This is a genomic window from Bhargavaea sp. GQ12, assembly GCF_059758705.1.
Map to the genome: position 1 here is coordinate 100,076 of NZ_JCAXEU010000002.1, position 26,534 is coordinate 126,609.

A 26,534-nucleotide genomic window follows, 5' to 3' on the forward strand; every position below is an offset into this window, starting at 1 on the left:
TTTTTAGTGCGTAATATGGTGAGTTCCCACCTAAGGGGGTGAGAATCCCTACCAAGGGGGGGCCAGTTCCCACCTACCCCCTGCTGAGTTGCTACCAATCGGTCGTGAATCACCACCAACATGAATCAAGCACGGATGATAAATCGTCCGGGCACCTTATCCGCTTTTATCCAAGAAACGTCCCGATCGCATACTATAAAGAGTCGTAATAACTGAAAAAATCCTCAGATACTTTTTCAAGTACTGAGGACTTTTTTATTTGCAAGCGGGTAGGCCATTACTCCTTCGACCCGTTCAAATGTTTCGATGAACTTTTCGAGTGTGGACGTTAAATAGGCATCTTTCCGTCTAATGAATACTGTATTGACTTTACTATATTTTTCAGGCAAGTAATGGCAGTGTACGATTCCTCTTTCTTCCAGATGGGCAACGGCTGATTTGGGAACGAACGTAATGCCCAGCCCCATCGTTACGCTCCCCAGAATCGTTTCCAACGTCCCGAACTCCATTAATTTTTGCGGTGTGATGTTTTGATCTTTATACCACTTTGCCAGTCGTGCCCGGTAGCCGCATCCTTCGCTAAAGCAAAGAATCGGTTCTTCTTTTAATTGATCCAAAGAAGTCTTCGTACTGTCTGATATCAGGACAAGCTCTTCTTGAAAAACATCATGGGAAACCAGTTCAGGATGGTGATCGATTTCTGTCACGAACGCACCGTCCAAACGGTGGTGCAGCACATCATCTTGGAGTTGATGAGTCACACCAGTGAAGAGTGATAAGTCTACGTTTTTATACTTTTTGTTATAAGAAGCCAGGATAACCGGCAATTTCATAACGGTTTCGACAGTCCCGATTTCAAGTTTGCCTGCCGGTTCCGTTTTACTTTGAACGACTTTCTTCATTTCATTTGTCAGCGCAAGAATCTTTTCGCAGTAAACAAGAAGTTTTTTTCCTTCCGGCGTTAATGTCATTCCACGGCTATGACGGTTAAAAAGAGCTGTATTCATTTCAGTCTCAAGTTTTTTGATTCTTGAGGTGATATTGGATTGGACATAACTTAATTCTTTTGCTGCATCGGTAACTGTACCTTTTTGTGCAACCATTTGAAAAATCTCTAAATCTTTAAATTCCATATGATTACTCCTTCAATATACTCTTTCTTATGATATCACTAAACGAGATGGTTGGCATCGTTATTGTTCATTTTAAGAGATATCGTACCTATGATTTAATAGAGTTAACAGAGTTGAAGGAGATAGAGCATCATGAAGAACACCGTAGTATGGGCCGCTATGTTATGCCTGATTTCCGCAGTTTCTTGGGGAGCCATGTTTCCGGTTGCGAATCATGCATTTCAACATATAGACCCATTTTACTTCACACTTTTCCGGTATGGTTTTGTGACGATTATTTTACTTGTATGGCTGTTTTGGAAGGAAGGGAAGGAAGCTTTCCGTTTTGAAGGGAAGGGCCGGCTCCTCTGGTTTTTTGGAACCATGGCCTTTGCGGTTTATAATTTGCTGATTTTCTGGGGACAGGATTTATTGGGTGATCCAGGTACGATGGTTGCTTCGATTATGGAATCGTTAATGCCTATGATTTCTATTGTGATTGCTTGGTTGTTCATCAGGCAACGACCTCATGCATTTACGATGTTTTGTGTCGTTCTTGGATTTGTCGGCGCATCGTTAGTCGTCACAAAAGGCGATTTCGGTGCCTTTTTCTCAGCTTCAAATGCGATCATTCCATCTTTATTGATCTTTATCGCAGTCGTTGGGTGGGTTGTGTACACGATGGGCGGAACCCGATTCAGTAACGACGGCTGGTCTGCATTGCGTTATTCAACGTTGAGCTGTTTGCTCGGAACGGCTACTGCGGCTGTTGTCGTGATTGGTGTAACGCTTACAGGTTATGTCTCGTTTCCAACCGTTGAAACATTGACCATGACAAGCCCGCATCTTGCATTTATGGTCATCTTCCCGGGAGTAATCGCACTGGTGGGGTGGAACTATGGCGTAAGTGTCATCACACCGTTGAATGGGTTGTTATTTCTTAACTTTGTGCCCGTCACAACGCTGGCCATTCAAATTTCCCAAGGTGTAAGCGTCACAGCCTATGATTATATCGGCACCGTTTTCATTATCATGTCCTTGCTTTTAAACAATCTGTTTCTTCGGTTACAGCAGAAGAAAAGGGAAACAAAAGAGGATTTCAGAGGAAGATTGCAGGAAACGGAGGCATAAGGAATCGCGAGTTCCTACCTATGGGGGTGTGAATCCCTACGAAGGGGGGTGCGAGTTCCCACCTCACCCCTGCTGAATTCCTACCAATCTTGCCTGAATCACCACCAAACGCAATCAAGCCCGGACGGGAATCGTCCGGGCTTTCCTTTATGCTTTTATCCGAGAAACGCCCCAATCGCATCGACCAGGCTGTAAATCCCGAGTCCCGCACAGATGATTACCACAACCCCTCCGATGATGTTCTGCGTGAGGTTGTTGGCGTAGCCGCCGAGGCGCTTTTTGTTGTTGACGATGACGAGCAGGAGGAACGCGATGAACGGCAGCAGGATCCCGTTGATCGCCTGGGCGAAGATGATGACCGAGACGACTTCGAAGCCGGTGAGGGTCGAAAAGATGCCGAATACCGTGATGCCGGCAAATACCGCTTTGAATCGTTTGTCCTTCATGCCGCTTTTCCAGCCGAGGAGGCCGGAGATGGTGTAGGCGGCGCCGAGCGGTCCGGCGAGTGCGGAGGACAAACCTGCCGCGAAGAATCCGATGCCGATGAAGGCGGATGACCAGCTGCCGAGCACGGGCTCGAGCTGGATGGACAGGTCGGCGACACTTTCAACGCTCATGCCCTTCATCACCGTGGCGGAGGTGATCAGGATGGCCGCGGTGATCAGCCCGCCAATCAGGATCGAGATCATGCTGTCGCGTCGTGAAGCTTTCAGGTCTTCAGGACCCTTCCAGCGCTCGTTCACCGTGGCGGCGTGCAGGAACAGGTTATACGGCACGACCGTCGTCCCGATCAGTGCGATGACCATGATGATCGAGCCCACGGGAATTGACGGCAGAAAGGCCCCCTGGAACACCTCTCCAATGTTGGGCCTGACGACGATCATCGTCGTGAGAAAAGTGATCCCCATGACGAGCACGAGTCCGATCATGAATTTTTCAACGATCTTGTAGGAGCCTTTCAGTGCCATGAACAAAATGATGATTCCAAGCACCGGACCGATCACTTTCTGCGGCAGCCCGGTGATGATCGACAAGCCGGTAGAGCCGCCCAACAGGTCACCCGTGATGTAGGCGGTGCTCCCGACGGTGATGGCGACGATGACGAGGGTCATCGTGGCGTATTTGATGATCGGATTGGAAAACTGCTCGGCGATGGCCTCCCCCAGGCCCTTTTGCGTGATGATGCCGAGCCGTGCGCTCATTTCCTGCAGGATGATCGTTGCGAGAATCGAGAACAGGACCGCCCAGAGAAGGGCATATCCGAATGATGCCCCTGCCCGGGTCGCCGTCGTGACGGTTCCGGGTCCGATAAAGCTTGCGACGATGACCATGCCCGGACCGATGGATTTGAGCCGCTCCATCAGTCCCCTTCTGGGCGCATCCGATTTGCTTACCGTTGTTTCCATCCTTTCCACCCCTTTTAATTAATTCCCCCTAAAGCGCTTTCAACTTGGTTAAAGAAGGTGCGGCCTGAAAGGCCGTCACCGTGCTTTATCCAAATAGTTGTAGACCGACTGTTTCGTAACACCGAGCACCGCGCTGATGCGTTCGGCGGCCCCCTGGATCAGGAAGACCCCGTTTTCCTCGAGCTTCTTCACGAACCGTACTTTGTCGCTTTTCTTCATCTTTTCGATCGGGACGCCGACCTCTTTCAGGGCGTCATCGATCAGCTTCTCGAACACCTCACCGACCGTCTGGGCGTAGGACTCCTTTGGAGGGATGATTGCATCGTTCATCCCCGCGGTGAACTCGCTGATGACGGACTCCATCTCCGCGAATGCCGAGATGTCGAAGTTGATGCCCATAAAGCCGATGACCTTCCCCTCGCTATCGCGGATAAACGATGTGGACGTCCTGATGAACTTGCCGTCCTCCGTCCGGGTAACCTGCCCGAGCCTATCTTTGATGCCGTCCTCCCGGTTCACCAGTTCCTTCAGAATCACCTCGGTCGTCGGCGCGCCGATCTTCCGGCCCGTGACGTTCCCGGTAATGTAGATGAGGGAGGACTCGAGGTCGCGCAGGTTATGGATCACCACTTCGCAGCGGCTTCCGAACGTCGCCGCGATCATGTCCGCGATCGGGATATAGCGGTTGAATATGTCCTGATGTTCATTGGCTGTCATAGATGTTCACCTGTTCTGTTTTATTTAGCTCCTGGAGCTGACGGTCTCCTGGCTGCTGCTTTCCTGCTTGCTTTGTTGGTGCAGCGCATGGCCTGCGAGTGCATACAGCACGACCGTGGACACAAAGTGCGCGGAGTTCTGGTTGGCGTCCTGCTGCGGGTACACTTCGACGAAGTCCATGCCGATGATGCCTTTTTTCGTGAACTCGTGGACAAGCGTGACGAGCTCGTAAGATGTGATGCCATTGCCATCGACCGGGCCGCCCGGGTTGAAGGCGAAGTCGAGCACATCGCTGCAGATGCTCAAGTACACGCAGTCGACGTCCTCGCTTGCCATTTCATAGATTTCATCTGCGAGTTCCTTGAGGTCGCGGTTGCGGATGTCGTTGATCGTCAGCGTGACCGCACCCGCATCACGCGCAAGTTTTCCGCTGTCCGGTTTGTTCCTTGGCCCGTGGATGCCGGTGTGGATCAGGCTTTCATTACGCACGCCTTCGAGTTCATACAGCCGTGCGAACGGCGTGGAGCGAGCGTACTTGTCGCCGTGGTAATGCGGCATGTTGTCATAGTGTGCATCCAGGTGGATGATGCCGACCTTTTTGCCCGTCGTCTCGGTGAGTGACTTGATGATCGGGTACGTGATCCCGTGATCGCCGCCGAGCCCAATCAGGAACTTGCCGCTTTCCCAGAGGTCCGTCGTGAATCCGGAGATCCGGTCCATCGTCTCTTCCACGTCCGCCGGCACGACATCGATGTCCCCGGCATCCCCGAGACGGATATGCTCGAACACATCGATATGGTCAAGTTCAGGAAGATAGCCGCTGTAGCGCCCCGACGCCAGGCGGATCACCTTCGGACCGAGTTCACAGCCCGTGTAATCCCCCCACGTCACCGCACCTTCCCAGGGCACCCCGTAAACCACCGCGTCGATATCCGTGGTGTCCTTTGTCTTGGAAATGTTCTTTGCATCGAGAAAACATGGTGTATTGCCGTATAGCATGAAATCATCCCTTTCCTGAGAATTGGAAGTTAGTGCAATGGTACGTAGGTTTTTATTGATAGTCAAATATTCTTTTACTTTTTGTAAAAGTTATGTGTCTTAGACTTTTATCATGTATTTGCTTGAATTCGTGATTATCCCGCCCCTTCCGACGGGTATGTAAAAAGTACCAACATAAAGAAGGGGTCGATTGACATGAAAGGATTCGCAAAGTGGTGCGTGGCTGCGGTGCTTGCGGCTGGCGCACTCGTGCCGGGCACTGCGGCTGCCAAGGGATACTCGGACGTATCGCCTGAAGCGGAGCACAGCACGAACATCTTCATCGCCCAGGAAGCGGGCGTCATGACCGGCTACCCGGACGGAACGTTCAAGCCGAACATGAAGCTCACCCGAGGCCAGACGATCAAGGCGCTCGGCAAACTGGAACTGAACCGCTCCGGCGAGACATTGGAAAGCTATGACTACAGCGGCATCCGCCCGTTCGATGACGTACCGGCGAACCATCCGGACAGCGAGCTGTACAAGTACTCATTGATTGTGAGAAATGCAGGCATCTTCGACGGGGACCCGAACAATCATATTAATCCCGCTCCGCACATCTCCCGTGAACAGATGGCCAAAGTCCTCGTCGGCGCGTTCGGCCTGAAAGACATCCCGAACCGCATCGCGTCGATCCGCGACATCGGCCAGGCGGCCACCTACTTCCAGGACCACATCCTGATCCTCTCCGAAAACCGCGTCACGAAGGTCGACACCTACCGCCCGAAAGAACACGTCTCCAGGGCGCAGTTCGCCAGCTTCCTCGTGCGGGCACATGACGAGCGCGTCGTGAACTACGCGATTGAAAGCGTCGATTTCCCAGATACCATCACCCTCGCCGTCGGGGAGCATCCCGAGCCTCCAACACATCTAAATGTCACGCTGGTGAATGGCGTTACGACGGAAGCCCCTGTCTTTTGGGATCTTAGTGGATTGGATACCATGAACACGGGTGAATATTGGGTGCCCGGCACGGTCGGCGACACCGGACACACCCTTGAAGTGAACGTGATTGTGGAAGACCCGATGGGCGTGAGTGAGTGAATGGAGTGTTAAGGCATTCTTTAGGGAGCATGGATGAGTGTTTACCCCGGAGGTGCGAGTGATTACCCGAGCAGAGGAAGGCCGCGGCCTTCCTTTTGCTTCTGGGTGAATTCCCACCTCACCCCCTCTGAATTACCACCTATAGGGGTGCGAGTTACTACCTCCACCCCTTCGAATCACAACCAGTTGGGCATGAATTCCTACCAATCAAAAGCAGCGGGTCCGGAGAATCGACTCCAGACCCGCTGCTTTTACTGACCATACTTCTCCAAAAATCGCTCCAAGTCATTCAGTTCCCCAAAGCGCTCTTCAATCTTCTCCCTCGGCCAGTCCCACCAGGCAATCTGCCGGAGCTTGTCGGCAATCTCCTTCGGAAAACGGTCCTTGATCTTCTTCGCCGGAACCCCGCCGACGATCGTATACGATTCCACATCCTTCGTCACCACCGCGCCCGATGCGATTACCGCTCCGTCCCCGACCGTGACGTCCTTCATGATGATCGCGCCGTGGCCAATCCACACATCATGGCCGATCGTCACCCGGTGGGAACGCCGCCAATCGAAAATCTCCTCATCATCCGTATCGGCAAAACCAAACGAGCGGCGCCGGTACGTCATATGATGCTGGGTGACCCGCTCCATCGGATGATTTACCGGATTGATGCAGACCTGAGCCGCCACAGAGCAGTACTTGCCGATCTCCGTGTAATTCATCGTGACGTTTTCCATCGTGTATGTGTAGTCTCCTATCTCGGACTCCACGATTTTATTGAACGCCCCGATCGACGTATACACGCCCGCCTGGCTGTTCGCCACCTGAGCCGTCTCGTGCACGGTTGGCTCGTCAGAAAGAGTAGTCTCACTTTTTACCTGATGAATTCCCCTCACTTCTCCCCGCCTCTTTCTATCCTGGATGGTTTCCAGTGTAGCCCGGCAGGATTGAACCCGTATCAACGCACTATTAAATGTTTGTAAAATGCGAATCCCCACCTCATCCCCTACGAGTTCCTACCTGTGGGGGTATGAGTTCCTACCTCGACCCCTTTGAGTTACCACGAATATGAAGTGAATCCCTACCAACTTAAAAAGCGGATCCGGAGAATCGCCTCCGGATCCGCTGCTTCACTGATCGCTCCAAGTCATCCGGTTACTTAGCGCGATCGCCTTTTTCACGCTCTCTGTGCTTCCCTCTTTTTCTGATCACTATAATGGCATAAGCTACCCACGCGATTACAGACAGCACTTTAATCGCATTTGCAATAAATGAGCTGCTGATCACTTTATCGATATTTAAGATGATGACGATACAAAAGGCAGCACCCACACCAAGATTGCTTTTCATTTGTAGCTCAATCCCTTCAGCCAAAGAATTGTATAGAGCTCCAAAGTCTAATACTGCTAATCGAAAATCTCATTTTCTTTAGTAAAACACAAATATCCAACCAAATTAACCCTCGTTAGCTCATTTTCCAAACTTGGCCCCTAACCACCCACTGATTAATACTTATAAAACAGAGGTGGGAAAGAATGGTATAATTGGAGCAACGTTAACGATCTGGGGGGATGGTTATGGAAAAGAAATCGTTTAAAGTGCGACTCGGGAAAGGCATGAAAATCATCGGATTTTTCTTAGCCGTCGTCCTCCCGGCCTTTGCGATCTACGAAGATTATTACGAATCTGCCCTTCCCTATTTTCTGATTGGCGGTGGCATCATCTTAATGCTCGGCGAATGGCTGGCCGGAGAAAAAGCCCGCTGGATGCTTCCTACATCCCTGGCACTATTGGGCTCATTCTTCGCTGTTGTTTACAGAGATGTCCCCCTCACCATCTTCTTCATGGGTTTGTCGCTCATTCTCATCGTCATCTTTTACCTGATCGAGCGGAAAGAAAAGCGTGATTCGCCTGTTCAGGATACCGCTGAGAGGAGTGCTGAAAAATGGTGGTGAGGGATTTATTGTGCAGCGAAGGTTACTACAACACCTATATCGAGAAGAAAAACGCCAGAATCCAACAGATTGAAGAAGTCTTGCATACCATCATCGCACAGCGCGGGGCACATGACGAAGGCGCGAGGAATGGTTACCTTTTCCTCGCCAATCATTACCTCGACCGGATCATCGCGATGTATTCAGCCGGACACCCCTTAGACGAAATCAGCCGCCTCTTCTCCGGCGTCATCGAGATGATGGAGAAATCCTGGAACGGCGAGAACTACGAGCAGATGCTGCAAGTTCTCTCCATAGGGGTCATGCTCAACATTGAAGAAGAGCAGTTCAGCCGTCTGACGGAGCTCGTCAGGAAGTACGAACTCCGTGATGGTCTGATTGAGTTTCTGATCCATGGGCAACCAGCGGAGCCTCTTCGATTTCCGACGCCTTACGTTAAACTGATGGAAGTCATCCAGAGTGACGGAAGCGAGCAAGTGGAACGGTTGCGGAGCTACCTCAAAGACCATTGGTACGACGGCCATGCGGACTCCGGTTGGCATGACACGCACAAGCACCCGGATCCAATTTATAGCGGATATTGGAGTTTTGAGAGCGGAGCCGTGGCGAAGATCCTTGGACTTGAAGATGAGAGCCTGAAGGATGTTCCCTATTATCCGTACAACATGGCTCACTACAAGGATTAAAGGAGCTGTCCACCTTGGTCAGAGACTTCTTAAAAGACAAGGAATATTTCAAAGGATTTATTGAAAACCACAATGCCCGGATTGCAAAGTTTGAACAGGCCTCCCAGGCACTCATACCAGAGAAGGGGCCTGAAGACGAAGGCGCCCACACAATAGCCACCTACTTGAACATGCTGTACTTCAACAAATTCATTGCCATGTACTCAGCGGGCTACCCCCTGGCTGAAATTAAAGAACTTCTCCCCAAACTGATTGAAATCATGGAAAGGTCCTATGACCCCGGCGTGGACCATGATTACGACTACTACATACAATCCTTATGGCTGTTGTCCATCGCGGTCATGCTGGATCAGGATGGCGAGGACTTCGAGAGGATTAAAAAGATCGCCGGTATTTATCAAAGCAAGGATGCATTGACCGATTTTCTTTTGAATCCAGAGGGCAACCGGGAGTCAGAGAGCCTCCAATTTTCTGTCGATCGTCCATATTCCAAACTGGCCAGCGTCATAAATGCACCGGATTTTTCGAGAGCACTCTGAGCGCATTTAATAGAGGAAGGCCGCGGCCTTCCTCTTCTTTTTGGACGAAATCTCCCTTACCCCCAAGACCTGAACCGTAAAAAGTCATAAAAAATAAAGTGTGATACCTAATTCACACTTTTACTGTTGGTATATAAATTCTACCCGTGTTGCTCAACCATCTGCTTAATACTTCTTTTTAAACACAAAACCTCTCCTACTAACATTATATGTTTATTTTCAACTTATTTACAGACTGTTTTTTTATTTTTGGGGGCACTATACTTACATATCAATCTGAAAATATAGGGGTGGATCAAAATGGAAGAAATAAAAGATGTCTTGGATAAAGGTCCTTTTTTTCATGGCACTAAAGTGGAATTAAATATTGGTGATTTATTAGAACCGCAACATTTATCAAATTACCAGGATAAAAAATCTAATCATATATACTTTACCGCGACATTAGAGGCTGCCAAATGGGGTGCTGAATTAGCAAAAGGTAAGGCGAAGGAAAAAATTTATATTGTAGAACCACTAGGTGATTTTGAAAATGACCCAAATTTAACTGACCAAAGATTTCCTGGAAATCCGACACGCTCTTACAGGTCAAAGTCTCCTTTAAAAATAATAGCTGAATTAGGTTTATGGGAAAGACACTCCGACGAAGAGATCAATAATATGCTGGCGTCTTTAAAAAAGTTAACTGAAGAAGGAAAAAATGTAATATATGATTAATCCTAAAAAGACTCCAGAGGAAAGCCGCCCGATTTCAGGCGGCTTTCCTTCATATACCAAGCATGTATCCGGCCTGCTCCGGAAAGTCAATAAACGGGTTGCGGTTCCCTTGGAGATCATGGATGGCGGCGTTTCTGTGCTTTTCATAGACACCCACGGGATGTTCCTGATGCCACCTCAGCAAAAGCTCGAGATCCATTTTTTCTTCCATCCTGATCACTTCTTTGTATCTGACCGCGAAATAGAACACGGCCCGCGCGGCGATTCCTTTGCCGTACTCGGGCTCGAACTTCCATTCTTCCGCCATTCCGCAGCCGCTCCGGATCTTGTCCGCCTGGAATTCAGGGACATACGACTCGAAATCATGGTACGGATAGTTGCTTCTCATGCTGTTGCAGGCCGGTTCGCAGGCAAACAGATGATGAAGGTCCCCTCTCATCGGTTCTTTCTCGTCAAACCAGGATTGGGGCACGACATGCTCGGTATTGAACATCAGTTTTTCGCTTGTGGATGCAGCTTCTTGCCGGCTCATCTGCAAAAGTTTCAGATCATGATTGATGGCTTCAATCGGGTCTAGACTGGCTCCCGAGTACAGGCTCTTCAGCCTGCCGTTTTCCTGCAGATCCACCCATGGATAGACGTATTGATGCGGCGAATAATTTAATGGGCGGGTGTGCGTGCCTACCAGCAATGCGTGAATTTGTTCTGGTAAACCTATTTCAAAATCCACCTCGCTGTAGTACTCCTCCTGTGCAACCTGATCCTTTTGCGGATCGTAATAGGTTTCAACCTGAACCGATGCGTTGATCATATGGCAACCACGTTTTTGACAGTCTGTTCGAAGATGCCTGCCAGATGCTCAGGCACGGTCAGATAGACGAGTCCGTTTCCTTCAAGCTTTGGCGAATTGCCGAGCGGAACGGTCCTCCTGATCAATTGTGCATACAGCTCGGGTTCCGTAAGTCCTCTTCCAAAATGCTCGTTGGCATAGACCTTGATCAGTGCCAGCGCACCCGAGACATGAGGGGCGGCCATCGACGTGCCGCTTAGGGTGGCGTAATTGCCATCCGGATAAGTGGAGAGGATTCTTTCACCCGGCGCCACGCAATCCACTTCGTTGTGGGAATTCGTGAATTCGGACGGGTCCAGTTCCAAGTTGACCGCCCCGACGCTAATCACTTCGTTATAGCAGCCAGGATAGGCGAATTCATCCGTCGAGTGGTCGCCGTCGCCTTCATTCCCTGCGGCGCAAACGACGAGGATCCCCTTCCCGACCGCCTCTCTGACTGCGTCATGGAGTTCCGGAACATCCACCGGCCCGCCGAGGGACATCGAGATGATGTCGGCATTTTGTTCGATGGCGTAATGGATGCCCTTGATGATCCACTCGTATTGCCCGGACCCGTTTCTGTTCAGCACCTTCACAATGAGGAGATCGGCTTCCGGGGCGACCCCGATGACACCCGCAGCGTTTTGCTGGGCTGCAATCGTTCCGGCCACATGTGTGCCGTGACCGTTGTAATCTGTATACATGTCGGGGTTGCTTTGATCATCATCCGTGAAATTGCGGCCGCCGATCACCCGTTCCTTCAGATCCGGATGATTGGTGTCACAACCAGTATCCAGGACAGCAACTTTCATCCCTTTTCCTTTGGTTTCCTTCCAAATCTCTGGTGCCTGTATCAGTTCAACACCCTTTGGCACTTCCTTGACTGACTCTTCCTGCTGAATCACCGTGTGAGGAATGACGCGAACATGATGCTTCATTTCTTTCCCTCCCCTTATGAGATTCAAAAGAAGCCGGTTCTTGATGTGATTAAATTTTAACAATTTAAAATACTTTAAGATAGAGTCGTTCGCCCTAAAAATACTATCTCAATAATAGAGTTCATTGTGAAACAGAAAAAGAAGGTGTCTTTAGAAGACGCCTTCTTTTGGGTTCCATATTTCGACACCAATCGAGTAGCGACCTGACTTTCCTTACTCTCCCATAGGGAAATCAGCAGCCCGGCCTATCAAACAAGAAACAATCCATATACAAAAATGCTACTTTATTCCTTTGTTTAAAATAATAATCCCTACTCTTAGCCTAGTAAGTTTTTTATCATTAAATGGTATAATTATGGGACAGCGGTACGGCTTGCGAAGGGTGGTCTGCCCACTCCCCGCCGAGAGGGGGTGAGGCTAGATGTCCATTTATGAGGGACTGATGTTTGCAGTTGCATTCGCAGCACTGATCGCAACCGTTATGGAAGCGAAACACAAAAAATGACCCCCATCTGAGATAGCCGCTCGATAGTGAGGTCATTTTTTGATCGATCGTAGCGTCGGGCAGGTCTCAACCGCACCGTACCGCTGGGCCATCCGGTTGCCGCCGGATGGCTTTTATCGTTTGTTCTTGTTGCCATTAGTATACCACCGATGACGGTGTGATGAAACGGTTGTGTCGGTGCCCAGTTTCTATTTTGGGGGACTGTGTCTTTATCTTCGGCCCGCGAGTCCTTACATGACGGGCTTGAGTGATTACCTTCTGTCGCTAAGATTATTCCAATCTATCATGATAGAATTTGACGGGGAAGAACTTTAACGAGTCCCCTTTAACATACGCCAAGTTGGATGATGTTATTCAGAGGAATGATGATGCGGAGCAGTGCGCACACCCCAGTTGACAAAAGGTCTGTTCATCCGTAAATTAAGCCATATACTTTTCACGACAAAATCATGATCATCTGCCAGCAGACACAGTAGCTTTGATTTCCCGCAGAACAAAGAGATCGGATGGTTGGTGCAAATCCGAGCGGAACCAAAGTGAATTACACCTGCATCTTTCAGGCGGATTTCGAATTGAGTGGGCAAGCTTGTCTTGTCAATTAGGGTGGTACCGCGAAGCCTCTTCGTCCCTATTACGGAGAAGGCTTTTTTTGTGCCCTTTTTTGAGGCTCATCATGTTACGGGGAGAGAATGTTATGCTGCAGTCGTCGAAGTTAAAGTTACCGGTCTGGGAAGCGGTGTTGGTTTTGCTGGTGGTATTCGCATCCATCAGTATTGGGATCATCATGCTTGGCATGAATCCGCATTTGCCCATTATCTTTTCGATCATTTTTCTGATGGTCTATGGGATGTTCAAGGGCCTTCCCATTCATGAAATTGAAAAGGGTATGATTAATGGCGCGGCCTCAGGTCTTGGTGCCGTCTACATCTTTTTCTTTATCGGGATGCTGGTCAGCAGTTGGATGGCGAGCGGGACGATCCCGAGCCTCATGTACTATGGTTTCCACTTGTTCTCGGATCTGCCGCTGTACTTTGCCGTGTTTGTCGTGACCTCCGTTGTCGGCGTGGCAATCGGCAGTGCCTTTACGACAGCGGCGACCATCGGGGTGGCGTTTATCGGGATGGCCACGGCGCTGGATGCTTCCTTGGCAATTACGGCGGGCGCCATTGTGTCCGGAGCCTTCTTGGGAGACAAGATGTCTCCCCTTTCGGAAACGACTAACCTCGCTTCCGAAACTGTAGGGGTCCCCCTCTTCGAACATATCAAAAACATGCTGTGGACGACGGTTCCGGCATTTATTATCTCTGCCGTTGTATTTGTCCTCATTTCGCCGGAAAAAGGTCAAAAAACAAACGACATCGAAACCTTTTTGCAGGCTCTCAAAGAATTTAGCCATATCAGCTGGGTCGCTTTTATCCCGTTTATTATCGTCGCGGTCCTTGCGATGAGGAAAGTCTCTGCCATCCCTACATTATCTGCCGGCATTATCAGCAGTGTCGTGATTGCATTTATTCACGATCGTTCCCTCACGTTTACGGAAATGGCGGACATGTTGTTTTCCGGGTTTGTCATGGAAAGCAATGTCGATCAATTAAACGCCGTGCTTTCCGGCGGCGGGATTGAAAGCATGATGTTCTCCATTTCGTTGGTATTGCTTGCGCTCGGCATGGGCGGGCTCCTATTCCTGTTGGGGATTATCCCGGCGATTCTGCAGGCAGTTGCAGGTCTATTAACAAGCGCGTCGCGCCTCATTTCCACTACCGCCTTTACAGCAATCGGCCTGAATTTCTTCGTCGGCGAGCAGTATCTGTCCATCCTGATCACAGGAAAAGCGTTTGAAGGGCAATACACCAAGCTGGGCTACAATAAAAAAGCATTATCAAGAGCGTTGGAGGATGCCGGCACCGTAATCAATCCACTTGTCCCATGGGGAGTGGCCGGTGTATTTATCGCAAGCGTACTCGGTGTTCCGACAATGGAATACGTCCCATTCGCGATTTTCTGTCTGCTATGCCCGATCCTGACGATTTTAAGTGGCGTCACCAAGGTTGGGTTGACCAAACAATGATCAATGGCGGGAGGATTGGACATTGAGTGATTGGAAAGACCATATAGCGGTCATGCATCTGGTTAAACAGGAACTGATGAAGCGGGACAAGGACCGGTTGTGGCCTCATCACCTGCCGGAAGTCGGTGCGACCGAAGAACAGATGCAGGAAGCCGAGAAGGCATTGGGCTTCTCGCTGGATCCTCAGTATTGCGAATTCCTGATGCATGCCGGCGGCTGGAAAGGGTTTTTACAGACGGTCTACCTGCTCGGCACACGCGAGCTGATGGGCTCTCCTTTAATGGCTGAAGCCTTGGCCTTGCTGGGTGCCATTGAGCCGGACGTCTTGGATGATAGCGAATTTTCACGGGAGCAACTGCTGCCGATTGCCGCGAGCAGGCATGACCGGGACCTCTTTGTCCTCACCCTTCGCGACTCCCCCGCCCCGGGCACTGTCATCTGGTTTGCCGGCGAGGAAATCGAGCGGTTTGAGAGTTTTGAAGAGTACTTCCTGGCGATGATTGATTATAACCGCGAGGAAGTGGAAGCGCTCGGTAACGATAAATTGTATCCGTTATGATGTCAGCCCTCGAATGTTTACCCACTGGTCATGAGTGATGACCTTCACTCCCTGAGCTTTGACCTCCCTCAATTGAATCGTCACAAACAGAAAGCAGCGACTCCGCGGATGGAGTCGCTGCTTTTCTTCATCATGCCAAGCTATATTCATACTCATAATTTTTCTTGGTATAGACGCTTCCTTCCAGGATGGTGCGCGCCGTGCGGACGACTTTGATCGAGCTGATGTTGCCGGCAATCAGGTCGACTTTGGTTTCCATGATGCCCGCCGGGTGGCCTAGACGGATGACTTCCTGCTTGGGTTCGACCAGGTCATACAGGAGCGTGTCTTTCAGGAAGATGGCCGTCGTCGAGCAGATGGCCCCTGTGATGGCCAGTGCCTGGTGCGGTTTTTGCATCGACATCATCCGGATGGTGCAGTCCATGTCTTCTGCTTTTCTGAAGACACCGGTGACATCCGTGTAGTCCTGCGGAGCTGCGATGACGGTCATTTTGGGAACTGCCGGGGACTTCACTGTCGCCTCTTCCCTGGATGCGAATCCGCACAGTTCGGCTGCGATGGAGCGGATTTCCTCCAGTTCGTCGAGTTTTTCCTGCGATAGCTCATGAGGGAGTTCGGCGCCTGTCAGGCCTACTTCTTCGGCCCGGACGAACACGAGCGGGTTGGCGGCATCGACGATCGAGATGGACACTGTGCCGCTGGACGTCATGATCTGCTCGACCGGTTTTCCTGTCGGCAGCACTTTTCCTGTGACGGCACCTTCTGAATCTTTGAACGACAGGTAGATCGGCGAGCCGGTACCTGGGACACCCGGAATGGAGCAGAGTCCTTCCGTTTTCACCTGTCCGTTCTCGACTTCCACTTCGGCGCCGATCATTTTGTTCGTGTTCGTATTGAAGATCCTCACTTTGGTCACCGGTTCAACGGCTGCCACGAGCCCCTGCTGGATGGCATACGGCCCTACCGCGGATGAGATGTTCCCGCAGTTTCCTTTGAAATCGACCATCTGATGCTCGATGCTGACTTGGGCAAACGTGTACTCCACATCTACTCCCGCCAGTTTGGATTGTTTGATGATCGCCACTTTACTCGTCAGTGAATTGGCTCCGCCAAGCCCGTCAATCTGCCTGCGGTCCGGGCTTCCCATAATATCCAGAAGAAACTCCTCCCACAGGGACCGGTCTGCCGGCATATCGTCGAAATTGATGAATACGCCCTTACTCGTTCCGCCTCGCATCACCACTACAGGAACTTTCATGTCACCAACCACCTTTTGCATAATTTTTTAAATCATTTAACACCTACTTGTAAAATTAGAGTATGATAGTTAATGTCATAAGTAAAATAGATATTTTGTTTATTAAACTTATAAAAAATCTTATAACCATGAAGGGAGAATACAAGAATGGATGAAAAAGATTGGACTGCAATCAGGGTCCTATATGAAGAAAAAAATATCAGCAGGGCGGCAGAGCGCTTGTACATCTCTCAGCCGGCACTAAGTTATAGGCTCAAAAACCTGGAGACCGAGTTCGGGATGAAGATCTTTTTCAAGATCAAAGGCGGCATCGAATTCACGCCGGAAGGCACCCATCTGGCTGAATATGCGGATGAAATGATCAAAAAACTGCAGCATACCAAGGACTATATGATGAATATGCAGGGTGAGGTAAAAGGAACTTTGCGGCTGGGCGTTTCCAGTAACTTTGCCCAATATAAACTTCCGAAGATCCTGAAGGAGTTTTCCACTGAGTATCCTCAAGTCCAATTCAGCGTCAATACAGGATGGAGCACCGAAATCATGGACCTGCTGGACTCCTCCACGGTTCAGGTGGGGATTTTCCGCGGGGATTACGAGTGGTACGGGGAACGGAAACTTTTGCATACCGAAAACCTGTGTCTGATATCCGCCCAAGAAATTTCGATCGAAAACTCGGCTGACCTCCCCTTCGTCAATTACAAAACCGATAATTCACTGAAAGCACTTATCATGGGATGGTGGCAGGATCAGTTTTCCGAGCCTCCGCGTGTCGTCATGGAGACGGACCGCCTGGAAACGTGCAAAGAGATGGTGAAGAATGATTTGGGAATCGCCGTCGTTCCGCAGATCTGCCTTCAGCCTTCAGACAATCTGCATGTCTATGAGCTCTCTTATAAGAATGGCAAGCCCGTCAGCAGACATACTTGGCTGATGTATGACCAGGATTTGCTTAAGCTGCCGACGGTAAAAAGCTTTGTGGAGTTTCTTGAAAATCGTGCTTCCGTATGAAAAAGCGGCGATTTTGCTTTGGATTATAAATAAATTTTTATAAAACCTCAAAAATAAAACTATTTCACTTATTCCTCTCCTTGTAATATTCTAAAAACAATACTTTTTTTCGATGCTTTTTTTGTTATCATCGATGAAAGCGATTACTTTTTTTGGAGGAGGGATTCATCCATGCTTACGTTCTTGGGCATCGCGATGGTCATTACATTTACATACCTGATTATGACCAAAAAATTATCACCGGTCACTGCGCTTGTCGCAATCCCGATTATTTTCGCAGTGATTGCCGGCTTTAGGTTAGAGCTTGGGGACATGATGATGGACGGCATAAAAGAAGTCGCTCCTTCCGCCGCCCTGTTGCTGTTCGCCATTCTATTCTTCGGAATCTTGATTGACGCTGGATTATTTGATCCGATGATCAATACGATTACAAGATTGGTTCAGGGGGACCCTGCTAAAATCGCATTGGGTACAGCCGTTATTGCCATGACTGCTGCACTGGACGGTGATGGTACCACGACCCATATGATCACCATTTCCGCGATGTTTGCCCTGTATCTCCGGATCGGCATGAACCCTCTTATACTTGCGACGATCTCCTTGCTAGCTGTCAGTGTCGTGAGCGGACTGACGCCATGGGGCGGGCCTGCTACAAGAGCCATCGCTTCATTGGGATTGGACGCCGATGAATTCTTCCTCCCGATTATTCCAACGTTGCTTGGAGGAATGGCTTCCATCCTGTTCATTGCTTATATCCTCGGTCTGAAAGAGCGGGCCAGGCTCGGAGTCGTCGAAATAAAGGACAATTCCAATGTCTCCCTGGGAATGACTGAAATGGCTGTATCCGCTACAGCCGCTGCAGAAGAAAGCCTGAAACGCCCGAAACTCCGAATCGTCAACCTGATTCTCGTTGTCACTGTCATGTCACTGCTGGTCATGGGCGTCATGCCGGTAGCTGTGCTGTTCCTGATCGGATTCGTCCTCGCCTGTGTCATCAACTACCCGAATATCGACATGCAGAAGGAACGGATTCAGGCACACGCAGGAAATGCACTGACGGTTGTTGTGCTGGTATTCGCAGCAGGGATTTTCTCGGGGATTTTCTCCGGTACAGGAATGGTCGATGCCATCTCGAATGCATTGATCGCCATCATTCCGGAATCCGCCGGCGGCTTCTTCCCTCTGATTGTCGCGATTACGAGCATGCCATTCACGTTTGTCCTTTCCAATGACGCTTACTACTTTGGTGTCCTGCCAATCTTGGCAGAAGCCGGCACAGCGTATGGCGCGAGTGCGATGGAAATCGCCCGGGCTTCCGTACTGGGACAGCCGGTACATTTCCTCAGTCCGTTGGTAGCTTCCACGCTCCTTCTGACCGGTATGGTCAAGCGCGATCTCGGGGAAATCCAGAAATTCGCCTTTAAATGGGCCTTCCTCTGCTCCGTGTTCATGATCATCGTCGCTGTACTGACAGGCGTCATCTGATCAAAACAAAAGCCATCCAACCAGAGAAGTCTGGAGTTGGATGGCTTTTTGGGTGCGTTGAAGTTTTACACTCTTCCTTCGTCAGGCAGTGTCCCCGTGATGACTTTCACGATCGCCTGCGCAAGCATCATGACGGTGTACAGCCTTGTATCGTTCAGGAACTGGGAGGTCGGGAGCGGATCGATGTAATTCACGACACCCGCAAAATGATAATCGCCGACGGACGGAAGGACTTTTTCAATTCCCTTGCCCGGCTTCAGGGGTCCCTCTTTAAAGATGACAGATCCGGCTTCTTCCTTCGTACCGAGGGACGCATCAATACTGAAAATAAGCGGCTCTGTGAACTGCCGGTTGATTTCCTTGATGGTTCCTTTCAGATTGAACGCGTGGACCGGGTCTTTTAATGTCCCGTATACCTTGTATGGGACCTGGCTGTCTTCAAGCATCGATCCCACCAGGGGACCGAGGGAATCCCCGACGTACCTGTCCGATCCGATACATAAAAAGACCACTTCCCGACCGGCGTCTGAAGCCTGCCTGATGATTTCTCCGATGGTCAGGGACAGGACCTCAATCTCTTTTTCTTCTGTTCCCCCGCTGGGTTTCAGATAAAATGGGGTGGAGTCCAAGCGTCTTTCATCATTCCCGAATAACGAAAACACTGTCATCATCCTCACGTTTTTGGCATGAACAACCTTTGCTTCTATCATATCGTATCTGGAGAATGAACACCGAAAAGATGATCCGAAAGTCTATGGAAAGGAGGGGGTAAGATTGGATGAACGGGATTGGGTCCTAATCCAGACGCTGTATCAGGAAAAGAACATCACGAAGGCGGCGCAGATGCTCTACATCTCACAGCCGGCCCTGACGAACCGACTTCATCAGTTGGAGCGGAAACTGAATGTGAGGATCGTCAACAGAGGGAGGCGCGGGGTCCAGTTCACGCCGCAGGGCGAGTACCTGGCAAAGGCCGCGTCGGAAATGCTGATGGCTATTCAGCGGATCAAGGAGAATGTGCTGAATTTCGAGGACCGGCTCACCGGCACCCTAAGGCTCGCCGTCTCTAACTTCTCGACCGACTATGTCATGCCCAGCCTGTTGAAGGCTTTCAAGGAGCAGTACCCGGGCATCGAGTTCAAGGTCACGACCGGCTTCAGCAGCGACATCGCGGATCTGATCTATAGCCAGGAAGTCCATATCGCGATTGTACGCGGCGACTATGCCTGGAACGGAAAGAAGCATTTGTTGTTTGAAGATACGCTGAGCATTGCTGCCGACCGGGAGATCGATATCCGGAAGCTGCCTGAGCTGCCGCGCATCGACTATCATACTGACCCGGTCCTGAAGCATTCTATTGATAATTGGTGGCATGAAAACTTCTCCGAGCCGCCCCTGGTCAGCATTGAGGTGGACAGGGCTGGCACTTGCAAGAAACTGGTGGCGAACGGTCTCGGATATGGGATTCTGCCTTCAATGGTCCTGAAGGGCAACGAGGAAATCCACTCGAATGTCATCCATACTGCCGACGGCAATCCGATAGTCCGCAAAACCTGGATGCTTTACCATGAGGAATCGCTGGAGCTCAATATCGTGAAGGCGTTCGTCAACTTTGTGAAGGAATCGGATGCCATGGAATGGCTGACGGATTGAAATGGGGGCATAAACTCGGGAAAGAAAAGGCTGATTTCCACTCCAGGCCCTTCGCTTACCGCGGGCGTTGCCTTAGCCTCCTCGAGCTGCGCTCTGCGGGGTCTTCGGCTAACGCTTTTCCCGCAGGTGTCTCGGGCCTTCCGTTTCAATCAGCCGCATGATGAATTTTCTGGTAGTGAGCCAACCTTATGTGGCATCGAACATTCCACATAATGATCAGTAGTACAAAAAGCCGCCGCTACTTCCGAGGAACGGATGTAGCGGCGGCTGTATTTTTCTTTCTTGAGGTTCCGCTGTTGTTCAGCGGTGCTTTTTAAATCAGACTGTGACTTTTGCCTGCGAGTAGTTTGCAGCGGAGGTGCCGGCTTGTTTTCCGAAGACCGCTCCGGACATGAGGCCTGAGCCGCCCGGGTAGTTGTGGTAGAAGATGCCGCCGACCATCTCGCCTGCTGCGTAAAGTCCGGCGATCGGGTTTTCCTGCTCGTCCAGCACTTCGCCTTCAGGGCTTACATGTACGCCGCCGAATGCGAAGGTGATGCCGCACGTGAGCGGGTAGGCGTAAAACGGTGCCTGGTTAAGCTTCAGCGCCCAGTTGGTTTTCGGCGGTGTGATGCCCACTGTGCCCTTGCCGTCCTTAACGGTCGGATTGTACTCACCTTCCTGGACTGCCGCATTGTATGCCTTGATCGTCTCAAGAAATTGCTCTTTGTCGACCTTCATCAGGTCAGCCAGTTCCTCAAGGGTGTCTGCCTGGAGGACTGTGGCTTCCTCGAGATTGTATTCCTTGCGCAGCATCGGACGAACCTGTGCATCAAACAGCTGGAAAGCCGTTTGTTCAGGTTGCTTCAGCACTTCGCGGCCATATTTGGCATACGTATAGTTCCGGAAGTCGGCGCCTTCGTCCACGAATCGCTTTCCTTCTTTGTTGACCAAGAGTCCGAGCGGGAATGAGGACTTTTTGTAGATGTCGCCCGGCTTGTTGAAGTCTCCTACCTTTGGTGCATTGTAGTCCGTCCCGATCGAGTGGCAACCGTCCCACTGGCCGTACTTTTGAGCTCCTGCGGCGAGTGCCATCTTGATGCCATCGCCTGTATTGAATTCCGTACCGCGGACGATCGCCGCTTCCCACTCCTTGCCCATTTCCTTGCTTCTCATTTCCTTATTCGCTTCAAAGCTGCCGGACGCAAGGACCACACTTGGTGCGCTGACGGTAACCTGTTCACCTTCCTGCTCAAGCACCACACCGGTAACACGACCCTGATCCATGACGAGATCCGTCGCACGCGAGTTGTACCAGATGTCGATGCCCAGTTCCTCGGACCGCTTGATCAGGTCATCGATCAGGCCAATTCCTTTATTCTTCGTGCGGATCGGAAGGCCGCCCCAGAAATGGCGCTTGCCGTCTTTTTCGAACGACTGGTTCTCGAAGTTCAGCTCGAACTGGACGCCCTGCTCCGCCATCCATGCGATAGTCTCATAGGATTTGGAGATCAGTTGGTTGGCCAGCTTCGGATCGCTCTTGCCTTCCGTGACGCGCATCAGGTCCGCATGGAAGTCTTCCTGAGTGTACTCGGGCATTTCGATTTTCTCCGCTTCTTCATCAGTGAGCGGAATCACTTTGCGGATGGCATCCAGGTTTTCGTAGGCAACCCGGATCGCCCCGTCCGTGAAGAAGGAGTTCCCGCCCCGCTTTTCTTTCGGCCCGCGCTCAAGGACCAGGACCTCTGCGCCCTTTTCCTTTGCCGCAATGGCTGAACAAAGTGCCGCGTTCCCCGCTCCAACAACGATTACGTCGTAATTCTTAGTCATTATCTATTCCTCCTGCGATTTCTTGATGAATCTATCGTAAGATGAATAGAAGAATAAATAAAATATCGTTATTGTATGATTCACCATACAAGGAAGTTATGGCTGGTTACGAAAAAGGAAGGTCCCGGAATGGTTCGGGACCTTCCTTTTATGGTTTTGTCGAAAAACCGATCAGCCGGAAAATCTGTTCGGCGGTGATGCGAAGGTTGCGCCTGGCGGTATCAGGGTTCATCGCCTCATCCAGCGAAACGACTTCCTGCAGGATGGGGAAATAGGCGGTGACGCCGAGCCGGTTCAGTTCAGCGGCTTCTTCCGATACACTCCCCGCAAGCGCAATGACCGGCACGGCGTGTTTTTCTGCGAGTGCGGCGACACCCATTGCCGCCTTGCCCATGGAGGACTGGGCATCCATGCGGCCTTCGCCTGTAATGACGATATCGGCATTTCTCACCTTATCCTCCAGCCCAATTGTATCCAGAATCAACTCAATCCCGCTCCGGAGTTCGGCATCCAGCAGCCCGGCGAAGGCCGCACCGAGTCCGCCGGCCGCTCCGGCGCCAGGAATCTCCTGGATGTCCTTGCCGAGTTCTGCCTTCACCACTTCCGCGAAGTTGCGGAGACCGCTGTCCAGTACCTCTACCACCTCAGGTGTCGCGCCTTTCTGCGGTCCGTAGATATAGGCTGCTCCTTGCTTGCCGTGCAGCGGATTGTTCACGTCACAGGCGACCTGGATGTCGAGATTTTTAATATCGGGGTGCAGAGCTGAGATATCGGCTGAACGAATGGCGCCGAGCGCCGCTCCGCCCCGCGGCACCTCTTCCCCGGCCTCGTCCAGAAAGCGGCAGCCGAGCGCCTGCAGCATGCCGACCCCGGCGTCGTTCGTCGCACTGCCGCCGAGGCCGACAATAAGTGAACGGGCCCCACGGGAGACGGCGTCCAGAATCAGTTCCCCGACACCGAAACTCGTGGCTTTTAGAGGATTGCGCTCGGCTTCTGAAATAAGTGGCAGTCCGCATGCCTCGGCGATTTCGATGACGGCGGTCGTGCCGTCGCCGAACAGGCCATATGTCGCGTCGACCGGCTCACCCAGCGGACCGGTTACCTGTGTTCGGATGAGTTCCCCGCCCGTCGCCTGAACGAGCGCCTCGACCGTCCCCTCTCCGCCGTCCGCGAGCGGGACGACTTCGATTTCCGCGGCGGGATTCGCCGCGCGAATGCCGGCTGAGGCAGCCTCTCCCGCTTCTGCTGAGGTGAGGCTGCCTTTAAATGAATCGATGGCGATGAGGATGTTCATGAATTTACCTCCATTTGGAGTCCGGTGATTACTCTTGGGTGTCGAGTGGTTACGCTCTACATTCGCTTTTCATGGACGGAATCCTTCCCTTCAGTTGATTGCATCCCTCCTTGAGCGGGTAGACATCTTTTATTCTGCATCAGGACTTGGAGTGGACATCATGAAGAAATGGCTCGTGGTTTCGGTATTGTTGAATGTGCTGCTGATCGGGGCAGCGGGAATGATTATCTATATGAACGGCGGGGATCGGTTCATCAAGGCCCAGTGGCGGGCGATGACCTCTGACAAGTCGTTTAGTGAATATTATCTGACCAAAACTTCTATTTTTAAAGAATCGCCTGCAGCTCCAGTCGACAAGGCCTTTGTCGGTGACAGCCTGACCGATTACGGGGCGTTTGGCGAGTACTTTCCGGACGAGCGAGTGATCAATCGGGGCGTCTATGACGACACGTCCGAGCTTGTGCTGAACCGCATTGGTGAAGTGGCCGGGCGAGAGCCGAAGGAGGCGTACTTGATGGTCGGGATCAACGATATCATTAAGGGCGTCAAACCGGAGACGTACGAGAAGAATCTTCGCGGGATTGTGGAAGCCTTTGATCCTGGCACAACGGAATTGACCCTGTTCTCCATCCTGCCGGTGAACCATGACTTGGTCGGAAATGCGGTCAAGGATGAGGAGATTAACAGTTTCAATGAGATTGTCCTGCAAGTCGCAGAGGATCATGGCGCGAAGTTTGTTGATCTCCATCCCCATTTCCTGGATGCCAACGGGCAACTGGATAAACAGTATACGGTGGACGGCGTGCACTTGAACGGGAAGGGATATGATGTTTGGCTGGAGCAGATGAAGTGAGAGCTGCCATTGGGGCGGCTTCTCTTTTTTGACAGAGTCCTTTCCCCTGCCTCAATTCTCATAGAGAAGTGGTATAATTTTCATTAGAGGGATTGCGGTTCCATATTACATAAAGGGGTTGTTTTTGTTGAAAGCAAAGACATACAAAAGAGCCACAGCGCTTGCTGCAGCTTCTGCGTTGATGGGCTCGGCGATTGTACCCGTAGCGGCGGCTCCGGCAGAAACGCCAGAAAAGTTCTCGGACGTTCCGACTTCGAGTTCGCATTATGAAACAATTCTGGAAGCACGTGCGCTGGGCATCATGACCGGCTACGGCGATTCAACGTTCAAGCCGGACCAGAAGCTGAACCGCGGGAACGTCGCGAAAGCATTCGGCAAATACGTGGTTGCTAAGAGCGGGTTGACGCTGGAAGAATATGTGGTGGAGCACAACATCTCCGAAGTAGAGAATTTTACAGATGTTCCTGACGACTGGGTCGACAAAGAACTGGTTACCTACTCGAAGATCGTCAAAGAAGCGGGTATTTTTAAAGGATCCAATAATCAGCTCGAAGCCTCCAAACTGATGCCACGCGATCAAATTGCGGAAGTCTTGGTACGTGCATTTGGATTTTCAGATCAGGAAGGTGACCCGGGAATTTCAGACACGGATCAGTCCGGCTACGCCAAATCGATCGAGATCATTTATGAAAATGGCATTTCCAACGCCAACCCTTACCGCCCACTTGAATCAACCAGCCGCGGGCAGTTCGCATCATTCCTGGTCCGTGCCTACAAAGTGGCGGAAGAACTGGATCCGCAAAGCCCGTACCCATTCCCTGTTGAATCGGTCCACGATATAGAGGACATTACTATTACAGTAGGTGAAAAGCCTGACCTTCCGGAAACTGTCGGCGTGACACTCGAAAGCGGCGTGACAACGATCAAGGCGGTGGAATGGAACACGAATAACCTGGCTGCAGACGAGATTGGTACATATAAAATCATTGGAGATGTGGCCGACACGGACCTGACGGCATCTGTTCAAGTGGTCGTCAAGAAGCCAACTTACTCTTTCCCTGTAACATACGGACCTCATCCATATGAGGTGAATACAATTGTCGTTGATACAGAAGCGTTGACCGATTCTGCCCTCGATTTTTCCAATTACAAGTTTAATGGCGGCCCTCTGCCTTCCGGGACAACCATTAAAATTGGTGAAAAGGCCAATTTGTTCATTACACTTGCATCGGATCAGGAATTTACCGAGGATATTGAGTACACATTAGAAATCCAAAATGTTAAAACTGTATCCGGTCGTTATTTAATCGAAAAACTCGTTATCGGAGAAGACGGTGAGGTAGAGCCGGTCAACATTAAGATCCCTGGGACGTTTGCTGAAAGTGTCCCGCCAACATTAGTCTCTGCGGACTATGTTGTTCCTTCTGAGGATTCGGAGATTACAAATACCATTCAGCTGACATTCTCTGAGGATATGGCACCTTTGTATTATGAGTATGTCAGCCAATATCCTGAGGACCCTTGGTTTGAATATTGGGAAGCCCACAATTCCGCCCTTGCTTACAACAGTGGAGATGACCTGATTTTCACAGTAGATGGTAAAACAATCGATACTGGTAATCCCCGGGTAAGTGATGGAAAAGTTTATTTATGGATTCCACCTATGGAAATTGACCAAACTTCCACAATCACCATTGTGCCGGAAGGTGAAGACAATGCGATGTTAGTTATTACAGATGATTCTGTAGCGAAAAATCCCGCAGTCGCTCCGGCAACCAAGACGATTACAAAAGATAATGTTGTGGTAATCGAACCAGCCGAGGAACCAGAGGAAGAAGCTGAATGAGTGTGAGAGCTGCCTATTTGGCGGCTCTTCTTTTTGAGTTGTCTTTTATATATCTCAATCGCGTCAAATAAGATGGTATAATTTTCTGTA

25 protein-coding genes are annotated in these 26,534 nt (G+C 50.7%); 13 read left to right on the plus strand and 12 right to left on the minus strand.

Features of this window, described 5'->3' with window-relative positions:
• Positions 1-236: 236 nt before the first annotated feature.
• Positions 237-1,133, minus strand: coding sequence for a LysR family transcriptional regulator (locus AC6CHQ_RS02265; protein ID WP_498080746.1), 897 nt, complete (start codon positions 1,131-1,133; stop codon positions 237-239).
• A gap of 132 nt (positions 1,134-1,265) precedes the next feature.
• On the opposite strand from AC6CHQ_RS02265, the gene AC6CHQ_RS02270 reads away from it, so the two are divergent.
• The gene (locus tag AC6CHQ_RS02270; protein WP_498080747.1) at positions 1,266-2,243 is read left to right on the plus strand and encodes a DMT family transporter; all 978 of its coding nucleotides are present in this window, start codon (positions 1,266-1,268) and stop codon (positions 2,241-2,243) included.
• Positions 2,244-2,398: 155 nt separating this feature from the next.
• Here AC6CHQ_RS02270 and AC6CHQ_RS02275 read toward each other — a convergent pair whose 3' ends face one another.
• The 3 genes from AC6CHQ_RS02275 to AC6CHQ_RS02285 form a co-directional block, all read right to left on the minus strand.
• Positions 2,399-3,649 (minus strand): Nramp family divalent metal transporter, encoded by a 1,251-nt coding sequence (locus AC6CHQ_RS02275; RefSeq protein WP_498080748.1) that lies wholly within the window; start codon positions 3,647-3,649, stop codon positions 2,399-2,401.
• 75 nt (positions 3,650-3,724) lie between these two features.
• Complete coding sequence (locus AC6CHQ_RS02280; RefSeq protein WP_498080749.1) at positions 3,725-4,366, minus strand: helix-turn-helix transcriptional regulator; 642 nt, start codon at positions 4,364-4,366, stop codon at positions 3,725-3,727.
• 24 nt (positions 4,367-4,390) lie between these two features.
• Positions 4,391-5,365, minus strand: a complete 975-nt coding sequence (locus tag AC6CHQ_RS02285; RefSeq protein WP_498080750.1) for an agmatinase family protein — start codon at positions 5,363-5,365, stop codon at positions 4,391-4,393.
• Positions 5,366-5,560: 195 nt separating this feature from the next.
• Between AC6CHQ_RS02285 and AC6CHQ_RS02290 the strand changes: the two genes are divergently transcribed.
• Positions 5,561-6,448, plus strand: a complete 888-nt coding sequence (locus AC6CHQ_RS02290; protein WP_498080751.1) for an S-layer homology domain-containing protein — start codon at positions 5,561-5,563, stop codon at positions 6,446-6,448.
• Between the two features lie 251 nt (positions 6,449-6,699).
• Here AC6CHQ_RS02290 and AC6CHQ_RS02295 read toward each other — a convergent pair whose 3' ends face one another.
• Both AC6CHQ_RS02295 and AC6CHQ_RS02300 read right to left on the minus strand, forming a co-directional pair.
• Complete coding sequence (locus AC6CHQ_RS02295; RefSeq protein WP_498080752.1) at positions 6,700-7,335, minus strand: LbetaH domain-containing protein; 636 nt, start codon at positions 7,333-7,335, stop codon at positions 6,700-6,702.
• A gap of 259 nt (positions 7,336-7,594) precedes the next feature.
• Positions 7,595-7,789, minus strand: coding sequence for a hypothetical protein (locus AC6CHQ_RS02300; protein ID WP_424236955.1), 195 nt, complete (start codon positions 7,787-7,789; stop codon positions 7,595-7,597).
• 227 nt (positions 7,790-8,016) lie between these two features.
• Between AC6CHQ_RS02300 and AC6CHQ_RS02305 the strand changes: the two genes are divergently transcribed.
• From AC6CHQ_RS02305 to arr, 4 genes are all read left to right on the plus strand, one after another.
• The gene (locus tag AC6CHQ_RS02305; RefSeq protein WP_424236956.1) at positions 8,017-8,394 is read left to right on the plus strand and encodes a hypothetical protein; all 378 of its coding nucleotides are present in this window, start codon (positions 8,017-8,019) and stop codon (positions 8,392-8,394) included.
• Positions 8,385-9,080, plus strand: coding sequence for a PoNi-like cognate immunity protein (locus AC6CHQ_RS02310; RefSeq protein WP_498080753.1), 696 nt, complete (start codon positions 8,385-8,387; stop codon positions 9,078-9,080). Before AC6CHQ_RS02305 ends, AC6CHQ_RS02310 begins: the two co-directional genes overlap by 10 nt.
• Positions 9,081-9,094: 14 nt before the next feature.
• On the plus strand, positions 9,095-9,619 hold the full coding sequence (locus AC6CHQ_RS02315; RefSeq protein WP_498080754.1) for a PoNe immunity protein domain-containing protein: 525 nt from the start codon (positions 9,095-9,097) through the stop codon (positions 9,617-9,619).
• 300 nt (positions 9,620-9,919) lie between these two features.
• Positions 9,920-10,336: an NAD(+)--rifampin ADP-ribosyltransferase gene (gene arr, locus AC6CHQ_RS02320; RefSeq protein ID WP_498080755.1), complete on the plus strand. Its 417-nt coding sequence runs from the start codon at positions 9,920-9,922 to the stop codon at positions 10,334-10,336.
• Between the two features lie 49 nt (positions 10,337-10,385).
• On the opposite strand, the gene AC6CHQ_RS02325 is transcribed toward arr, so the two are convergent.
• On the minus strand, positions 10,386-11,147 hold the full coding sequence (locus tag AC6CHQ_RS02325) for an endonuclease I family protein (protein ID WP_424236961.1): 762 nt from the start codon (positions 11,145-11,147) through the stop codon (positions 10,386-10,388).
• Positions 11,144-12,103 (minus strand): S8 family peptidase, encoded by a 960-nt coding sequence (locus AC6CHQ_RS02330; protein ID WP_498080756.1) that lies wholly within the window; start codon positions 12,101-12,103, stop codon positions 11,144-11,146. Before AC6CHQ_RS02330 ends, AC6CHQ_RS02325 begins: the two co-directional genes overlap by 4 nt.
• 1,199 nt (positions 12,104-13,302) lie before the next feature.
• Here AC6CHQ_RS02330 and nhaC point away from each other — a divergent pair.
• Together nhaC and AC6CHQ_RS02340 are read left to right on the plus strand one after the other, a co-directional pair.
• Positions 13,303-14,676 carry a Na+/H+ antiporter NhaC gene (gene nhaC, locus AC6CHQ_RS02335; RefSeq protein ID WP_498080757.1) on the plus strand — a complete coding sequence of 458 codons (1,374 nt, stop codon included), beginning with the start codon at positions 13,303-13,305 and terminating at the stop codon, positions 14,674-14,676.
• 22 nt (positions 14,677-14,698) lie between these two features.
• The gene (locus AC6CHQ_RS02340) at positions 14,699-15,235 is read left to right on the plus strand and encodes an SMI1/KNR4 family protein (RefSeq protein ID WP_498080758.1); all 537 of its coding nucleotides are present in this window, start codon (positions 14,699-14,701) and stop codon (positions 15,233-15,235) included.
• Between the two features lie 130 nt (positions 15,236-15,365).
• Here AC6CHQ_RS02340 and AC6CHQ_RS02345 read toward each other — a convergent pair whose 3' ends face one another.
• Complete coding sequence (locus AC6CHQ_RS02345) at positions 15,366-16,493, minus strand: 2-methylaconitate cis-trans isomerase PrpF family protein (protein WP_498080759.1); 1,128 nt, start codon at positions 16,491-16,493, stop codon at positions 15,366-15,368.
• A 147-nt stretch (positions 16,494-16,640) separates the two neighbouring features.
• On the opposite strand from AC6CHQ_RS02345, the gene AC6CHQ_RS02350 reads away from it, so the two are divergent.
• Both AC6CHQ_RS02350 and AC6CHQ_RS02355 read left to right on the plus strand, forming a co-directional pair.
• Positions 16,641-17,504: a LysR family transcriptional regulator gene (locus tag AC6CHQ_RS02350; protein WP_498080760.1), complete on the plus strand. Its 864-nt coding sequence runs from the start codon at positions 16,641-16,643 to the stop codon at positions 17,502-17,504.
• A 171-nt stretch (positions 17,505-17,675) separates the two neighbouring features.
• Complete coding sequence (locus tag AC6CHQ_RS02355; RefSeq protein ID WP_251239596.1) at positions 17,676-18,989, plus strand: CitMHS family transporter; 1,314 nt, start codon at positions 17,676-17,678, stop codon at positions 18,987-18,989.
• A 65-nt stretch (positions 18,990-19,054) separates the two neighbouring features.
• On the opposite strand, the gene yyaC is transcribed toward AC6CHQ_RS02355, so the two are convergent.
• Positions 19,055-19,651, minus strand: a complete 597-nt coding sequence (gene yyaC / locus AC6CHQ_RS02360) for a spore protease YyaC (RefSeq protein ID WP_498080761.1) — start codon at positions 19,649-19,651, stop codon at positions 19,055-19,057.
• 112 nt (positions 19,652-19,763) lie between these two features.
• Here yyaC and AC6CHQ_RS02365 point away from each other — a divergent pair, with 112 nt between their 5' ends.
• Positions 19,764-20,642 carry a LysR family transcriptional regulator gene (locus AC6CHQ_RS02365; RefSeq protein WP_498080762.1) on the plus strand — a complete coding sequence of 293 codons (879 nt, stop codon included), beginning with the start codon at positions 19,764-19,766 and terminating at the stop codon, positions 20,640-20,642.
• A gap of 318 nt (positions 20,643-20,960) precedes the next feature.
• On the opposite strand, the gene tcuA is transcribed toward AC6CHQ_RS02365, so the two are convergent.
• Both tcuA and AC6CHQ_RS02375 read right to left on the minus strand, forming a co-directional pair.
• Positions 20,961-22,451 carry an FAD-dependent tricarballylate dehydrogenase TcuA gene (gene tcuA / locus AC6CHQ_RS02370; protein WP_498080763.1) on the minus strand — a complete coding sequence of 497 codons (1,491 nt, stop codon included), beginning with the start codon at positions 22,449-22,451 and terminating at the stop codon, positions 20,961-20,963.
• Between the two features lie 148 nt (positions 22,452-22,599).
• Positions 22,600-23,745, minus strand: coding sequence for a glycerate kinase family protein (locus AC6CHQ_RS02375; RefSeq protein ID WP_498080764.1), 1,146 nt, complete (start codon positions 23,743-23,745; stop codon positions 22,600-22,602).
• Between the two features lie 160 nt (positions 23,746-23,905).
• Between AC6CHQ_RS02375 and AC6CHQ_RS02380 the strand changes: the two genes are divergently transcribed.
• A complete protein-coding gene (locus tag AC6CHQ_RS02380) occupies positions 23,906-24,598 on the plus strand; it encodes a GDSL-type esterase/lipase family protein (RefSeq protein WP_498080765.1) in 693 nt (230 codons plus the stop codon).
• Between the two features lie 127 nt (positions 24,599-24,725).
• Positions 24,726-26,444 carry an S-layer homology domain-containing protein gene (locus AC6CHQ_RS02385; RefSeq protein ID WP_498080766.1) on the plus strand — a complete coding sequence of 573 codons (1,719 nt, stop codon included), beginning with the start codon at positions 24,726-24,728 and terminating at the stop codon, positions 26,442-26,444.
• The last annotated feature ends 90 nt before the right edge of the window (positions 26,445-26,534 follow it).

Coding starts and splice junctions, on each gene's coding strand:
- AC6CHQ_RS02380 (WP_498080765.1), top strand. CDS start 23,906: ATGAAGAAATGGCTCGTGGTTTCGGTATTGTTGAATGTGCTGCTGATC.
- AC6CHQ_RS02375 (WP_498080764.1), bottom strand. CDS start 23,745: ATGAACATCCTCATCGCCATCGATTCATTTAAAGGCAGCCTCACCTCA.
- AC6CHQ_RS02300 (WP_424236955.1), bottom strand. CDS start 7,789: ATGAAAAGCAATCTTGGTGTGGGTGCTGCCTTTTGTATCGTCATCATC.
- AC6CHQ_RS02270 (WP_498080747.1), top strand. CDS start 1,266: ATGAAGAACACCGTAGTATGGGCCGCTATGTTATGCCTGATTTCCGCA.
- AC6CHQ_RS02355 (WP_251239596.1), top strand. CDS start 17,676: ATGCTTACGTTCTTGGGCATCGCGATGGTCATTACATTTACATACCTG.
- AC6CHQ_RS02275 (WP_498080748.1), bottom strand. CDS start 3,649: ATGGAAACAACGGTAAGCAAATCGGATGCGCCCAGAAGGGGACTGATG.
- AC6CHQ_RS02280 (WP_498080749.1), bottom strand. CDS start 4,366: ATGACAGCCAATGAACATCAGGACATATTCAACCGCTATATCCCGATC.
- AC6CHQ_RS02350 (WP_498080760.1), top strand. CDS start 16,641: ATGGATGAAAAAGATTGGACTGCAATCAGGGTCCTATATGAAGAAAAA.
- tcuA (WP_498080763.1), bottom strand. CDS start 22,451: ATGACTAAGAATTACGACGTAATCGTTGTTGGAGCGGGGAACGCGGCA.
- AC6CHQ_RS02345 (WP_498080759.1), bottom strand. CDS start 16,493: ATGAAAGTTCCTGTAGTGGTGATGCGAGGCGGAACGAGTAAGGGCGTA.
- AC6CHQ_RS02290 (WP_498080751.1), top strand. CDS start 5,561: ATGAAAGGATTCGCAAAGTGGTGCGTGGCTGCGGTGCTTGCGGCTGGC.
- AC6CHQ_RS02325 (WP_424236961.1), bottom strand. CDS start 11,147: ATGATCAACGCATCGGTTCAGGTTGAAACCTATTACGATCCGCAAAAG.
- AC6CHQ_RS02265 (WP_498080746.1), bottom strand. CDS start 1,133: ATGGAATTTAAAGATTTAGAGATTTTTCAAATGGTTGCACAAAAAGGT.
- nhaC (WP_498080757.1), top strand. CDS start 13,303: ATGCTGCAGTCGTCGAAGTTAAAGTTACCGGTCTGGGAAGCGGTGTTG.
- AC6CHQ_RS02305 (WP_424236956.1), top strand. CDS start 8,017: ATGGAAAAGAAATCGTTTAAAGTGCGACTCGGGAAAGGCATGAAAATC.
- AC6CHQ_RS02285 (WP_498080750.1), bottom strand. CDS start 5,365: ATGCTATACGGCAATACACCATGTTTTCTCGATGCAAAGAACATTTCC.
- AC6CHQ_RS02330 (WP_498080756.1), bottom strand. CDS start 12,103: ATGAAGCATCATGTTCGCGTCATTCCTCACACGGTGATTCAGCAGGAA.
- AC6CHQ_RS02310 (WP_498080753.1), top strand. CDS start 8,385: ATGGTGGTGAGGGATTTATTGTGCAGCGAAGGTTACTACAACACCTAT.
- arr (WP_498080755.1), top strand. CDS start 9,920: ATGGAAGAAATAAAAGATGTCTTGGATAAAGGTCCTTTTTTTCATGGC.